Origin of the sequence: Micromonospora sp. HM134 (assembly GCF_007833915.1) — a bacterium.
Taxonomy (GTDB): domain Bacteria; phylum Actinomycetota; class Actinomycetes; order Mycobacteriales; family Micromonosporaceae; genus Micromonospora; species Micromonospora wenchangensis.
Window position 1 is genome coordinate 7,305,645 of record NZ_CP041061.1, and the last position, 13,080, is coordinate 7,318,724.

Sequence of the window (13,080 nt, forward strand, 5' to 3'; positions counted from 1 at the left end):
AATCCCACCCGGGGCTTCTCCGCCCTGGTCCGGCGGGCCAATTCTGGTGTCTGACCAACGGTTGTCCGGCTGAGAAGACGGGATCCGGACACGCGAATTCCGACTGGGAAGGAAGTCCCCGAGATGAGAACACGCATCGTCCGAGGCGCTGTGGCGGCGGCCCTGAGTACCGCCGCCGTGGCCGCCACCATCACGCTGTCCGCCGCTCCGGCCGTCGCCTACCCCGGCAACTGCGGCTCGGCCCTGCGGTCCGACGGGGTGGTTTCCGCCTGGTGCGCGACCGGCACCGGCAGTGTCAGCGCGGTGGCCGGCTGCGAGTGGTTCGGCTGGTGGACCACCGCTCAGGGCCCCTGGGTCAACGTCGCCACCGGGTCGTCCCACGTCAGTTGCCCTTGGCCGTACTCCCCCCGATGGACCGGGTTCTACCTGCGGGATTGACCACGGGAGTGACCCACCGACCGAGCGCCAAGCATCCACAACCAAAGATTCGGCAAGGGAGAGAACCATGCGGGCACTGAATATCGCGGCGATCCTGGCACTCACCGTCGGGCTGGTACTGGGCACCGCCGGACCCACCCAGGCCGCGCCGCCCGGCAGCGGCTACGACTACACCGACCCGGCACAGACCGGCTGTTCCGCCACCGGGATCACAATCTGGTCCAAGGAGCTGCGCCACCCGGCCACCGGAACGGTCAACGGTGTCATGGAGCTGCGCTACTCCACCGCGTGCGAGACCAACTGGGTACGGGTGAACAACTACATCCCGGGCGCAGCCGCCACCAAGATCATCACGCGGCCACGGGTGCACGCACCGGCGGGCGGATCGCTGGAGTACGCCACGGACAGCACCACCGACGTCTACTACGGCTGGAGCTACGGACTGCAGTTCTACGCCCCCTCCTGGGTCTGCGTGGACGTCGGCGCCGTCCTCACCCTCAACAACGCCGTGATCGGATCCAACGGACAGGCGCTCGACCGGGTCTGCTGAACAACCCGTCAGGAAGACCGGACGTGGGGGCGGGGCGGCAGCCGCCCCCACGTCCTTATGTCCGCGCCACTCGACACCAGGGCCGAACCGGTGATGCTTGGTCGATCAGGCATCCCGGTGGACGGTCATGCACGCTGGCACCCTGCACCGGTTGGGGCACAGCAGCAGCCGTAACGCTGCGGCTGCCTGTTGCGGGACGACGCCGTTGCCGAGGACCCGCAGCGCAGCGGTGCGCGGCAGTTCGAGCGCCGGGTCGGTGACCCAGTGCTGGTCGAGGCCCATGAGCCATTCCACGAACGGCGGCGCCAGGACCGGTTTGCCGTGCCGCCCGGGTTGGGTCGGCTCCGGCACGGGCCGGCCGAGCAGCAGCTCCCACCGGGCTACCGCCTCGGCGTAGACGCCCCACCGGACGGCGTCCGCCTGGCCCAACCCGCCGATGGTGGTGCGCAGGTCCGCACCGCCGTTGCCGTGTCGGCCGGGTCCCCGCGCGTCGGAGGCGCGCGGGGTGGGCAGGGTCCGGGCCGAAAAGCGCACCGCCGCCGACGGCAGAGTGAGGTCCCCGTGCGAGCCGCGTTGTCCTGGGCAGCCCTTGGTGCCGTCGGTTGCCTTCGGGGTGGGTAGCAGCACCTGTGACAGTGGTGGTCGCCATCCGGCGCCGGCGCGCCGGCCGGGGGTGCCGGTGTCGCTGGCGCGCGGGGTGGGCAGCAACTGTCCGGCGATGCCGGAGAGGCCGGGTCGACGGGTCGCCCCGGCTGAGGGGGACTTGTTCGACCCGTATGTCGCCGCGGTGGGGGTGGGCAGCAGGTGGTGGCGGGTTCCGGTGGGCTCGATCAGGTCGGGTAGTCCGTGCTGGTGGCCGGGGCCCTTGCCGTCACGGGCGCAGGGTGTCGGCAACGTCCGCACCCCCCTCTCCTCCCAGGCAGGGGGTGGGGGTGGCGAGCAGGAACAGCCTGTCCCGTTGGTGGGCGGCGCCGATGTCGGATGCGCGTAGGCATAGCCAGCTCGTGTCGTACCCGATCTCGGCCAGGTCGGCGTGGACGACGTCGAGTCCTCTGCGTAGGAGGGCGGCGACGTTCTCCACGAACAGCAGGTGCGGTCGTAGGACGCGAACGGCTGTGGCGACGTGGTTCCAGACGCTGGAGTGCGCGCCGGTGATGCCGGCGCGTTTGCCGGCGTTGCTGATGTCCTGGCAGGGGAACCCGGCGGTGAGGATGTCGACGGGTTCGACCCTGCTCCAGTCGACGGCGGCGATGTCGCCGAGGTTGGGGATGCCGGGCCAGTGGTGGGCGAGGAGGGTGGCGGCGTGACGGTCGGTTTCGGCGTACCAGGCGAGTCGGCCGCCGAGCACCAGCTCGACGGCCAGGTCGAGGCCTCCGTAGCCGGTGCAGACCGACCCGACTCGTGGTACGGCGGCCTGTGCACGGTTCACGCCACCTCCCCATGCCCGGCGGCGGGTGCCATGTCGTGCGGGCAGGTCCACGGCCCGCAGGCGGGGGCATCGGCCGGTCGTGGACGTGGGCGCAGGACAACCTCGTCGAGCGGCACTCGGGTCCGGTGGAGGAAGAACTGCCCGCGTAGTGGGTGCCCGTCGGCGTTGGCCTTCGCGGAGCCGTTGCGGATCGCGTGGTCGAAGGCGACGGCGTCGGCCCACTCCGTCGGGCAGTTCGCTCGCAGGTCGGCCCAGAAGCCGTCGTCGTGAAACGGGCAGCCCACGCAGGACGACCTCGGGGTGTCGCCGAGGCCGTGGTCGGCCAGGTACCGGAGACAGTCGGTTCGCCGCCAACCCATGTCGAGCAACGGGAAGATGTTGCGGGTGTAGGCGACGTCGGAGTCGCGGGCGCGGCCGATCTCGTCCAGGCTGATCCCGATCGCCATCTGCGCCCGCAGCCCGGCCGGTACCCGTGTCGGGTGCGGGTAGCCCAGGCGGCGCCGTACCTCCGCCTTGATGGGTTTGATCTTGTACTCGGACGTGCACTGCCGGCGGGCCATGCCCCGCTCACCGTTCGGGCCGAGCGTGAACAGGGGCATGGACGCGAAACGGTGCTGCGGGTCGAGGGCGTCGGCCCGGATGTCTCCGGCACCGACGCGCACCACGTCGATGCCGGCGGTCTGGGCGATGCCGGTCAGACGGTCCAGGTGACGGTAGACCGCCGTCGGTTCCCAGCCGGTGTCGGCGAAGATCGCCGCGTCGAACCCGGGGATCGTGCCCTGGGCGGCGAGCAGCAGCAGCGTGGTGCTCTGCACGCCCGCGCCCAGCGACAGGTAGCGGTGGGCCGGTGCGCTCACGCGACCACCCCGGGGTCGTCCTGCGACGGCTGCTTGGTGAAGATCAGGACGTCCTCGTGCGCGATGAGGTGCATGGGTGTCCCGGCGGCCCTGGCCTTGCGGACCTGTTGGAGTTGGAAGAACGACGGTCGGGCGACGAGGTGGTCGTCGCGGACGGCGGCGAGGAGGGCGACGCACCGTTCGGTCGGGACGAGGCCGGCGCGTCGGCCGGCGGCGATGACCAGGCTGGGCAGGTCGATCAGCTCGCCCTGTTTGCGCCAGGGGCGGGCGGTGACCACGACGGCGCCGCCGGGGCGTAGCAGGGTGGCGCAGCCGGCCAGGATCTGGGCGAATCCGTCGGCGAGGCCGGTCAGGTCGCGGTAGGCGAGGTTGCCCTTGTCCTCGCCGTACCGGTCGTCGTGCTTGACGATCCCGCCCTCGCCGGGGCGGACGAGGCCGTGGACCGTGGGCCCGTACGGGGGCGAGGTGACCACGAGCGCCACCTGTCCGGCGAGGGCTGTCGGGACGAGGGACATGAGGCGGGTCGCGTCGCCGCGGATGACCGACGCGCGTCCGGTGGCGCCCTGGTCATGGGCGTGGCGGATGTTGGCGTCGGCGATGTTCGACCACTGCGGCTCGTACTCGATGCCGAAGGCGTCGCGGCCGGCGTGAACGGCCTCGACCAGGGTGGTGCCGATGCCGCACATCGGGTCCAGGACCAGGTCCCCGGGCCGGGTGTAGGCGGTGATGGCGTGGGCGGCGATCGCCGGGAGCATCCGGGCGGGATGCTTCACCGACTCGGGCATGTACCGGCCGCGGCGCTGGACGGGTCCGGTGGACTGCGCGGTGGCCCACACGGACAGGCCGTCGGGGTCCGCGCGGTGGTGGCCTTCGTACTCGTGGTGCCGCCCCTGGTAGTCCCCGTCGGCGGGGGTGGGGGTGTTCGGCTGTGGTTCGGGCTGTGCGGGGACGGGAGTGGGTTCAGGCACGGCGGTCACCCCCGTCGCGGGTGCCGCGTCGCCGCGGTCCGGCATCGGGGGTGGGCTGTCGTGGGGTGAAGACCAGGAGGTCGGCGTGCACCCGCAGGTGCGCGACCGTCCACTGCTCGGCGGTGGTGTGGGCGAGGGTGAGCAGTTCCTCGTCGGTGACGACGTGGTAGAGGAACTGGTCGCCGTCGGTGTCGGCCTCGACGGCGACGATGTGCTGCAGGTAGCCGAGTCCGACCCGGGAGGCGGCGGCCACGAGGGGGCCGAAGTCCTCGGGCGTGGGCTGCGTGCCGGCGGGCACGCCGACGACGAGGACGAGGCAGCCGCCGGGGCGCAGCAGCCGAGCGCAGGCGGCGAGGAGCCAGGCGAGCCGGACCCGGGCGGTCGTGTCCGTGTCGTGCAGCGGCCAGGACGCGACCACCAGGCTGGTGTTCGCGTCCACGGGTCCGTCGCCGGCTGGCCGGACGACAGGGGTGTCGGTGCCGGGGAGGTCGGGGTCGGTGAGGTCGTCGCCGAACCACTCGACCAGCTCGGGTGCGTCGTCTCCGCCGTCGCCCCGCAGGGTCGGGGGAAGCGGGCTGTTGTCGTCCGACAGGGTCGTGGTGGCCGGGCCGATGATCAGGCCGGAGCTGCTGTCGGTGAACCAGGCACGGTGGTGCCGCCGGTTACCTCTGGCGCAGGTCGCGGTCAGGGCGTGGTCGCGGGTGAGGTCGACGACCGCCTCCCCGGGCCGGCTATAGGCGGCGACGAGGCGGTAGGCCAGACGGGCGGGCAGGCTGGTGTGGTGCTCGGCGTCGGTGCGGGCCGTGCGCCAGACCGTGATCGGGACCGGCGGGTCACCGGCGATCAGGTCGAAGAGTGCGGGGTCGACCGGTGCGGTGTGGCCGGCCTGGGTGTTGTGGTGCGGCGTGTGCTCGCTCATGTGCTGTCGGCTCCGCGCCGCGCCGTGAAGCGCTGACACCCCCAAACCGGGGTTTGTGAGCCCTGACGAACACTTGCCGCACTCACCTCCACTCACAGGTGGTAGTCCGCTTTCGTGCGGACGTCTCTCTCCGCCCCGCCCGTGCGGCGAGCAGAGACAGCTGCCGGTCGGCCACGAAGGACTCCGGATCCGACCCGTTCTGTCAGTTACGGTGCGTCACTGACAGAACAGGGCGGGAGGGCCGCTTCCGGCGTGCGGGTGCGACTCGATGTGGGCGTGGATCGCGGCTTCGACCAGCACTGTGAGAGCCGGTGTGAGTGGTACCCCCGCGGCAACCCGGCACCGGCACGGTGGCCCTGTCACAGGTTGGTGTCTTCACGGTGGCGGTGCCTGCGCCGCTGTCAGAGGCGCTGTCGGCGAGCTGGCGCGGGTCTGTCAAGGTGGCCGGTGACAGCGGCACGGGAGCGGGGTCGGACTGTCACAGGCTGTCGTGTGAGCGTGGCGAGTGCCGTCGGCGTCCTGTCATCAGGTTGCGGGTGAGCGGGTGCCGCCGTCACCGCGAGGGTGTTCCGGCGGGTTCTGTCAGCCTGTCACAGGGCAGGTCAACCGGCCTTCGCCGGAGCTTCTGTCAGCGGGTCACAGGCGATGCGGGCCGGTGGCGGTGCGGCGGTGACAGACGCCGAGAGACGGGCGCGGTCGGAGGTCTGGGCAGCGCTGTCAGAGGCTTGTGAGGGTCGTGTGGCGGAATCGATGCCACCGTCCGCCGCGATGACACCGGCGGCGGTCATCCGATCCCCCGCACTGTCACAGGAGTTTTGACATGAGCGTGTCCGACGCTACGGACTGGCCCACCTCCGCCCTCGACGCGGCGGCGACCGCCTTCACCGCGCTGACGTGCGAACCCGCGCCGCTGGTGCTCGACTGCGCGGCGTTCGGCCCCGACACCGGTCTCCCACGGCAGGTGATGCCGCTGCCGGCGCTGCGGGACTGGCTGCTGCGCCACCCCCACGCCTACACGGTCCGTGACGAGGTGTGGCGGGAGTTGATCCGCCGCGCCCGGCTCGACGGGCCGCACTGGGTCATCGCCGCGGTCGGTATGGCGCTGCCGGCGCTGCGGCGGTACGCGGCCCGGCTCTGCGAGGGCTACGACGGAGACCCGGCGGACGTGGACGCCGAGATCCTGACCGGCTTCCTGACCGCGCTGCGCGACCAGGCCGACCTGACCAGACCCGCGCCGTACGCGGGCCTGTGCCGGGCGGCGTGGCGGGCCGGACGGGACCTGCGCCTGCAACGGCAGGAGTACCTGCTGGTCGAGGACATCGAGCACGCCGCCGCCGGACCCAGGACCCCGAAGACGCCCTACGGTCACCCCGACCTGCTGGTCCGCCGTGCGGTGATCCTCGGGATCCTCGACCCCGAGGACGAGCAGGCCTACATCGACGTGCGGCTCGGACACCGGGCGATCGAACCCATCGCCGCCGCGATCGGCATCAGCGTCGACGCGCTGCGGATGCGGTTGTCGCGCATCGACCGCCGCATCGCCGAGGCTCTCGCCGACGGGCTGCTGACCGGGGTCGCGTCGCCGCAGACCCGGGCACGCTTACACGCGCAGGCGCAGCAGCGCGGCCAGCGGCGAGCCGGGCGTGCCGCGGCCGCCCACCGCGACATCACCACGCTGCCAGCGACGGCAGCTGCCTGACGGCGTACAACCCGCTAGTGGTGGCCCGACGCGAGGCGTCGGGCCACCACTATGTCGGTGTCCGTCATCCCTGACGGAGCGCCGACGGGCAAGCATCGGTGGTACTGGCAGGGCCCCAGCGACGGCTGTCGAGCGGACCAGGCTGGCGGTGCGACCGGGCAGTCGGCGACAGCAGTGGTCGAGGGCTCGTCCTGCCTATCCGGTGGGGGCGTCCGGTGCCTGCCCATGCCGGTACGGGTCGGCGGCGTTCCAGACGCTGGTGAACTGCTCGTAGAAGTAGTCGAACCACTCGCCGTCGCGTCTGCGGATCATCCGGAAGGTGGGTCGTAGTTCGTGGCGGCCCCCGAAGGAGCCGAGGCGGAACTCCATCGAACCGTCGTCCAGACCGGGGTCATAGGCGTAGAGCGTATACGGGGGCAGGTAGTCGATCAGGCGAACCTCCAGGCCGTCGCCCTGCCCGATGCGTCGTTCGAGCAGCCCGAGGTTGATGGCCAGTCGTTCCTCCAGTCTCTGCCGGCCCCACGTGGGCCCGGCCCGGAAGGCCAGCATGGACATCGCGGCCCCGCCGGGATTGATCAGGAGGACCTTGACCCGGACGTCACGGGCCAGTGCCTGACCGAGGTAGGTATCGATGTAGGGGATGTGCATCGCCAGGGTCGTCCCCCACAGCCACACCTCGTCCTGAGCCTGCTGGATCAGATGGGAGATCTCGCTGACGTCGTCCAGTTCGGCGAAGAACCGGTAGGCGGACACGGGCTGGGTCAGGTCACGGAGAAGCCGTTGGCGGGTCTGGATCGACTTCGACTTGTGGACGCGGTCGAGCGCGTCAAGCCACGCGGAGACCTCTCGGTCGTCGTGCACCTCGCAGGCGGCGAGGAGGTTGAGCAGGAGCTGGCGGCTGGGCGGCCGGGCTCCGGAGCGCGCGTCACCAAGGGAGGTCCGCGGCATCGGCCGGTTGTGCGCGATCCCCCACGACTCCAGTTCCCGCAGGGACAGGTTCCCGCAGTGCGACAGGAGGTTACGGATGCACCGTGCCAGCCCCTCCACCGTCTGCACCGACGAGAGTTCAGGTGCCATGCTGCGCTCGGACATTGTTCCTCCCCGATGAGATTCGATGCGGCGAGTATCGATGGCGGCCGGTCTGTCCGGCACCTGACGGTGCGTCCGGCCGGACACACCCCGGACGGTCTGCCGTCCGGCAGCGCACGGGGGATCGCCGGACGGCACCGTCGTCCTCCGACGGCGGATGATCTTGCTGGACGGGTGGTCGCAGGCGCCTGCTGGTGACATGCCCTCCGACATGCCTCCCTCGCCGCGTACCTGCCGACCCGACGCACACCCTGAGGTCGACAGCGATCACACCCGTAGCCTGCGGGCCAGGATCATCCCGATGGTGACCGCCGGTATCGCCTCCGGGATCGCCCGCGCGGTCACCGCGTGGTTTCTCGACCAGATCAGTCTCTAGCCCGCCGCCTCCCACTGGTGAGCGTGCTGTGAGCGCGGCGAGTGTTCGCCACGGCTCACAAGACCCGGTTTGGGGGTGCGGGACTTCTCCGAGCGGCGCCGCTGCCCCGGTGGTTCCGTCCGCCGCCGGGCGACAGGAGGAGCGCGTTCCGCGTGCCTCGGGTGCCGCGCCACGTTGATGCGCTGACACCACATTGATGACCGCAACCCACCCCTGAGGGAGGACGAGCTCCTCCCGGGGCTCGCGGTTCGTTGTTCTCCCCTGTGCGCCCGGCGGCGGCCCCTTGGACCGCTTCGAGTCATCGCCGCGCCCCGGTCACGCCCTCGGCACCCCGGGAGTGCGGCGGGAGGTGAACCGCAATGTCCCGCATTCCCGCTCCCACCCGTCGCAGCCGCCGTATCAGTCGGGTCGTGCTGCGCGCGGCCGTGTCGCTGGTCGCTGTCGGCCTGCCCCTGACCGTCCCGGCCGCCGCGTACGCCGACCCCGGCGGGGCCCTTCACGTGGCGGCGAACTCGCTGCCGGTGGTGATCGCCAACCTGCAGTCCTGGGTCATGGGCATCCTCGCCGCGATCGCCACCCTCTTCCTCGTCCTGGCCGGTGTGTACTGGGCCACCGCCGGTGGTGACCCGTCCCAGGTGGAGAAGGCCAAACTCGCCCTGCGCAACGCGCTGCTCGGCTACGGCCTGGCCGTCCTCGCGCCGATCCTGCTGCAGGTCGTCCAGGGCATCGTCGGCGGCTGAGTCGTCATGGGATGGTTCCTCGACCAGGCCCTCGACTGGCTCACCACGGCGATCCTGGCCTGCCTCACCGCGATCTTCGACCTGATCACCGGCATCCTGCTCACCACCCCGAAGGTCACCGCGCTGCCGCAGGTGCAGGCCCTCACCGGCCGGTCGGTCTGGATCGTCGACACCGTCTTCGTCCTGGCGTTCGTCGCCGCCGGCGTGCTCGTCATGGTCGCCGGCGGCGGCGAACAGTCCCGATACACGGTCAGGGACCTCCTCCCTCGGTTGGTCGTCGGGTTCACCGCCGCGCACTTCTCGCAGCTCGCCTGCGCCCAGCTCATCGACGTGGCCAACGCCCTGACCGCAGCGATCAGCGAGGCAGGCCCCGACGACACAGGGGCGTTCACCGCAGTCCGCACCCACCTCACGGCGGCGCAGGACCACATGGTCCCGCTGTTGTTCCTGGTCCTGGTCCTCATCATCGCCGTGCTGGTCGTGACGACCGCGTTCCAGGTGATCGGCCGGTTCGTGGCGTTACTGGTGATGACCGCCGTCGCGCCGCTGGCGCTGGCCTGCCATGCCCTGCCACAGACCGACCCGTTCGCCCGCCTGTGGTGGCGCTCCTACATCGGATGCCTGGCGATCCCCGTCGCCCAGGCATTCTTCCTCACCGCGGGCGAACAGACCCTCCTCGACCCGCAGGCCATGCTGCCGGTGTTCGGCCTGCCCGTCGACCCCGGCGGCACCCTCAACCTCCTGGTCGTCGTGGTCCTGCTCTGGACCACCGTCAAGATCCCCACCCTGATGGCCCGCTGGGCGGGCCAGAGCGGACGCGGCACGACGAACATGCTCGGCGCGGTCGTCCGCGTCGTCGTGGTCCAGCAACTCTCCCGCGCCGTCCCCGGCCTCAACACGCTACGGAGGACCCTCCGATGACCCCACCCGACTCCGACGGTGACCTCACCCGGGCGCGGATGCCCGCCAACGTCGACGCCCCCGACAAGGTCGCCTACGGCCTGACGTTCCACCAACTGGCGATCGTCGCCGCCGGCACCCTGCTCCTCTACGCCGCGTGGCGCACCCTGCACGCGGTCGTGCCCGCACCGGTCCTCATCGGCGCGGGAGTGCTGCTCGGCGGGCTGGTCATCGGCCTGGCCCTCGGCCGCCGAGACGGCCTGGCCATGGACGTGTGGCTGCTGCACGCGATCCGCCACACCCGCGCTCCCCGCTCGCTGTCCAGCACCAGCATCGCGGCGGACACTCGGATGCCGGAGTGGGTCGAGACGCCCCGGAGCGGGCGGGTGCCGCTGCCGGCGCCGCTGCGGCTGCCCGCTGACGCGATCGACGACGACGGGGAAATCACCCTTGCCGGTACCCGGGCGGCGATCGTCGGCACCACCACGGTGAACCTCGCCCTACGCACCCCCACCGAGCAGGCGGCCCTGATCGACGGGTGGGGCAGGTGGCTCAACAGCCTGTCGACGCCCACGCAGATTGTCGTGTCCGCGCAACCGGTCGACCTGGCCTCCCACGGCCGTGCCCTCGCCGCCGCCGCGGACGCCCAACCGCACCCCCAGCTACGGGCGGCGTGCGCCGACCACGCCGCGTTCCTCGCCGACCTCGCCACCCGGAGAGACCCGCTGCGCCGGCAGGTCCTGATCGTCCACCGCACGGCAGCCGACGACCGGACCTCCCACGCGGGCCTGCGCCGCGCCGACGACACCGCACGGACGCTGTCCGGCCTCGGCGTCAGCCCACAGGTCCTCAACGGCCCGGCGGTCACCGCCGCACTGGCATCCGCCGCCGACCCCTACCGGCCACCGCGCCCAGGCGGCCTGGCCGCGCCCGACGCCGTCATCACCGCCACCACCCCTGCGGGCACGAACAGGAAGACACCATGATCGGGAAGAGAGGAACCACGGGCGGCGATGAGCAGCCGCGGCTGGCGTCGACGGTCACGCCGGCCACGGTCGAGGTCACCCCACGATGGCTGCGCGTCGGCGACGGATACGCCGCCACCCTCGTGGTGACCGGATACCCCGCCGAGGTCGGCGGCGCGTGGCTGGAACCACTGCTGTCCTGGCCTGGGCGTCTCGACCTCGCCCTACACATCGAGCCGCTACCGGCGCCGATCGCCGCCGCCCGCCTGCGCACCCAACGGGCACGCCTGGAGTCATCTCGTCGGGCGGACTCCGACCGGGGCAGGCTGGCCGACCCCTACGTCGACGCCGCCGCCGAGGACGCCGGTGACCTGGCCGAACGACTCGCCCGCGGCGCGGCGAAACTGTTCCGCGTCGGCCTGTACCTGACCGTCCACGCCCGCTCCGAGGCCGAACTGGCGCAGGCGTGCGCGCAGGTGCGGGCCGCCGCCGCGTCCACGCTCCTGGACGTGCAACCGGCGACCTGGCGGCAACTGGCCGGCTGGACCACCACCCTGCCGCTGGCCACCGACGGGCTGCGGATGCTGCGGACCATGGACACCCAGGCTCTGGCCGCCGCGTTCCCCCTGGCCAGCCCGGACCTGCCCGCACCGCTGCCCGGTGACCCGCCGACCACGGGTGGTGTCCTGTACGGGATCAACCCGGCCAGCGCCGGCATCGTCTGGTGGGACCGGTGGACGCAGGAGAACCACAACTCGATCGTCCTGGCCCGCTCCGGGGCCGGGAAGTCGTACTTCGTGAAGCTGGAGATCCTGCGCAACCTCTACCACGGTGTGCAGATCGCGGTCGTGGACCCCGAAGACGAGTACCTGCGGCTGGCCGACGCAGTCGGCGGCAGTGTCGTCCGGTTGGGCCTGCCCGGCGTGAAGATCAACCCCCTCGACCTGCCCGCCGACGACCGACGCCCCGACACCCTGACCCGCCGCGGGCTGTTCCTGCACACCCTGATCAGCGTCCTGCTCGGCCATCAACCGGCACCGGCGGAACGGGCCGCCCTGGACCGGGCCATCCTCACCGTCTACCGGCAAGCGGGCATCACCGCCGACCCCGCCACCCACCACCGGCCGGCACCCCTGCTCCGCGACCTCGCGCAGACACTGCGCGCCGACGACGACCCGGCCGCCGCGACGTTGGCCGCCCGGCTCGCGCCGTGGGTGCAGGGCAGCTTCGCCGACCTGTTCAACGGGCCCACCACCCAGGCACCGACCGGGCACCTGGTCGTGTGGTCGCTGCGGCACCTACCCGATGAGCTGCGCACCGTCGGCACCCTCCTCGCGCTGGACTCGATCTGGCGCACCGTCGACGCACCGCAATCTCCGTCGCGGCGGCGACTGGTTGTGGTTGACGAGGCGTGGCTGCTGATGCGCGACGGTGAGGGCGCCCGCTTCCTGTTCCGCATGTCTAAGGCGTCACGCAAGCGCAACGCGGGGCTGACTGTCGTTACTCAGGACGCCGCCGACGTACTCGGCACCGACCTCGGCCGGGCGGTGGTGTCCAACGCCGCCACCCAGGTGCTGCTACGACAGGCCCCACAGGCCATCGACGCCGTTGGGGCAGCGTTCGGACTCACCGGCGGCGAACGACGCCTGCTGCTGTCAGCCCGCCGAGGCCACGGCCTGTTGATCTCCGGCGTGAACAGGACAAGCTTCGAGTCGATCTCCTCGGACGCGGAGCACGCGCTGTGCACCACTTCCCCGGAGTTCGCTGATTCTGAGGGCGATACCTAACAAGCCCATGGGCCAGCTCGAGCTTGTGAGCATGGAGCGGCCCCAGGTTCTCCCCTTCCACCGAAGGTCGGGGCAGGGACCTACGCGGCGAACCGCCCAGATTCCACTCCCAGCCGATGTGAGTGCGCTCGGTAATCTGAAGAGCGACCTCGCCTGGAAGTCCAGGGCACCCACAGGTATTGACACGCCGTAGCTGCCGATGTTGCTCCGGTGGATGTGAGGGTCGGGCGTGGCCGGCCGTCGGCCTGCCCGGTCCAGTCGGTTGGGTCGGTCTCGTGGTGGCTGCCAGCCCCTGGTAGTGCTCAACCCTATACAGCGCGGACCAGAGCCCCGCACCCGCACGGCATTGCCATAGCTACCTTG

Annotated in this window: 13 protein-coding genes; 7 read left to right on the plus strand and 6 right to left on the minus strand. The window is 71.5% G+C overall.

Annotation, left to right across the window (positions count from 1 at the left end; genetic code table 11):
* The first annotated feature begins 123 nt into the window (after nt 1–123).
* Nucleotides 124–438, plus strand: a complete 315-nt coding sequence (locus FJK98_RS33465; protein ID WP_168222593.1) for a hypothetical protein — start codon at nt 124–126, stop codon at nt 436–438.
* Between the two features lie 67 nt (nt 439–505).
* Nucleotides 506–988, plus strand: a complete 483-nt coding sequence (locus FJK98_RS31785; protein ID WP_145922297.1) for a DUF2690 domain-containing protein — start codon at nt 506–508, stop codon at nt 986–988.
* Nucleotides 989–1,093: 105 nt separating this feature from the next.
* Here FJK98_RS31785 and FJK98_RS31790 read toward each other — a convergent pair whose 3' ends face one another.
* The 5 genes from FJK98_RS31790 to FJK98_RS31810 are packed head-to-tail and all read right to left on the minus strand — an operon-like array spanning nt 1,094 to nt 5,161.
* A complete protein-coding gene (locus FJK98_RS31790; RefSeq protein ID WP_145922298.1) occupies nt 1,094–1,891 on the minus strand; it encodes a hypothetical protein in 798 nt (265 codons plus the stop codon).
* A complete protein-coding gene (locus tag FJK98_RS31795) occupies nt 1,860–2,417 on the minus strand; it encodes a DNA cytosine methyltransferase (RefSeq protein ID WP_145922299.1) in 558 nt (185 codons plus the stop codon). Before FJK98_RS31795 ends, FJK98_RS31790 begins: the two co-directional genes overlap by 32 nt.
* Nucleotides 2,414–3,274 (minus strand): hypothetical protein, encoded by an 861-nt coding sequence (locus FJK98_RS31800; protein WP_145922300.1) that lies wholly within the window; start codon nt 3,272–3,274, stop codon nt 2,414–2,416. Before FJK98_RS31800 ends, FJK98_RS31795 begins: the two co-directional genes overlap by 4 nt.
* On the minus strand, nt 3,271–4,242 hold the full coding sequence (locus tag FJK98_RS31805; RefSeq protein ID WP_370516957.1) for a TRM11 family methyltransferase: 972 nt from the start codon (nt 4,240–4,242) through the stop codon (nt 3,271–3,273). The genes FJK98_RS31800 and FJK98_RS31805 overlap by 4 nt, the downstream gene beginning before the upstream one ends.
* Complete coding sequence (locus FJK98_RS31810) at nt 4,235–5,161, minus strand: hypothetical protein (RefSeq protein ID WP_145922302.1); 927 nt, start codon at nt 5,159–5,161, stop codon at nt 4,235–4,237. The genes FJK98_RS31805 and FJK98_RS31810 overlap by 8 nt, the downstream gene beginning before the upstream one ends.
* An 820-nt stretch (nt 5,162–5,981) precedes the next feature.
* Between FJK98_RS31810 and FJK98_RS31815 the strand changes: the two genes are divergently transcribed.
* On the plus strand, nt 5,982–6,860 hold the full coding sequence (locus tag FJK98_RS31815) for an RNA polymerase sigma factor (protein ID WP_145922303.1): 879 nt from the start codon (nt 5,982–5,984) through the stop codon (nt 6,858–6,860).
* 195 nt (nt 6,861–7,055) lie between these two features.
* Here FJK98_RS31815 and FJK98_RS31820 read toward each other — a convergent pair whose 3' ends face one another.
* Nucleotides 7,056–7,952 (minus strand): hypothetical protein, encoded by an 897-nt coding sequence (locus FJK98_RS31820; protein ID WP_145922304.1) that lies wholly within the window; start codon nt 7,950–7,952, stop codon nt 7,056–7,058.
* A 732-nt stretch (nt 7,953–8,684) separates the two neighbouring features.
* Here FJK98_RS31820 and FJK98_RS31825 point away from each other — a divergent pair.
* The 4 genes from FJK98_RS31825 to FJK98_RS31840 are packed head-to-tail and all read left to right on the plus strand — an operon-like array spanning nt 8,685 to nt 12,717.
* Nucleotides 8,685–9,065, plus strand: coding sequence for a pilin (locus tag FJK98_RS31825; protein WP_145922305.1), 381 nt, complete (start codon nt 8,685–8,687; stop codon nt 9,063–9,065).
* A gap of 6 nt (nt 9,066–9,071) precedes the next feature.
* The gene (locus tag FJK98_RS31830) at nt 9,072–9,986 is read left to right on the plus strand and encodes a conjugal transfer protein TrbL family protein (protein WP_145922306.1); all 915 of its coding nucleotides are present in this window, start codon (nt 9,072–9,074) and stop codon (nt 9,984–9,986) included.
* 38 nt (nt 9,987–10,024) lie between these two features.
* The gene (locus tag FJK98_RS31835; protein ID WP_145923104.1) at nt 10,025–10,951 is read left to right on the plus strand and encodes a PrgI family protein; all 927 of its coding nucleotides are present in this window, start codon (nt 10,025–10,027) and stop codon (nt 10,949–10,951) included.
* Nucleotides 10,948–12,717: a VirB4 family type IV secretion system protein gene (locus FJK98_RS31840; RefSeq protein ID WP_145922307.1), complete on the plus strand. Its 1,770-nt coding sequence runs from the start codon at nt 10,948–10,950 to the stop codon at nt 12,715–12,717. Before FJK98_RS31835 ends, FJK98_RS31840 begins: the two co-directional genes overlap by 4 nt.
* The last annotated feature ends 363 nt before the right edge of the window (nt 12,718–13,080 follow it).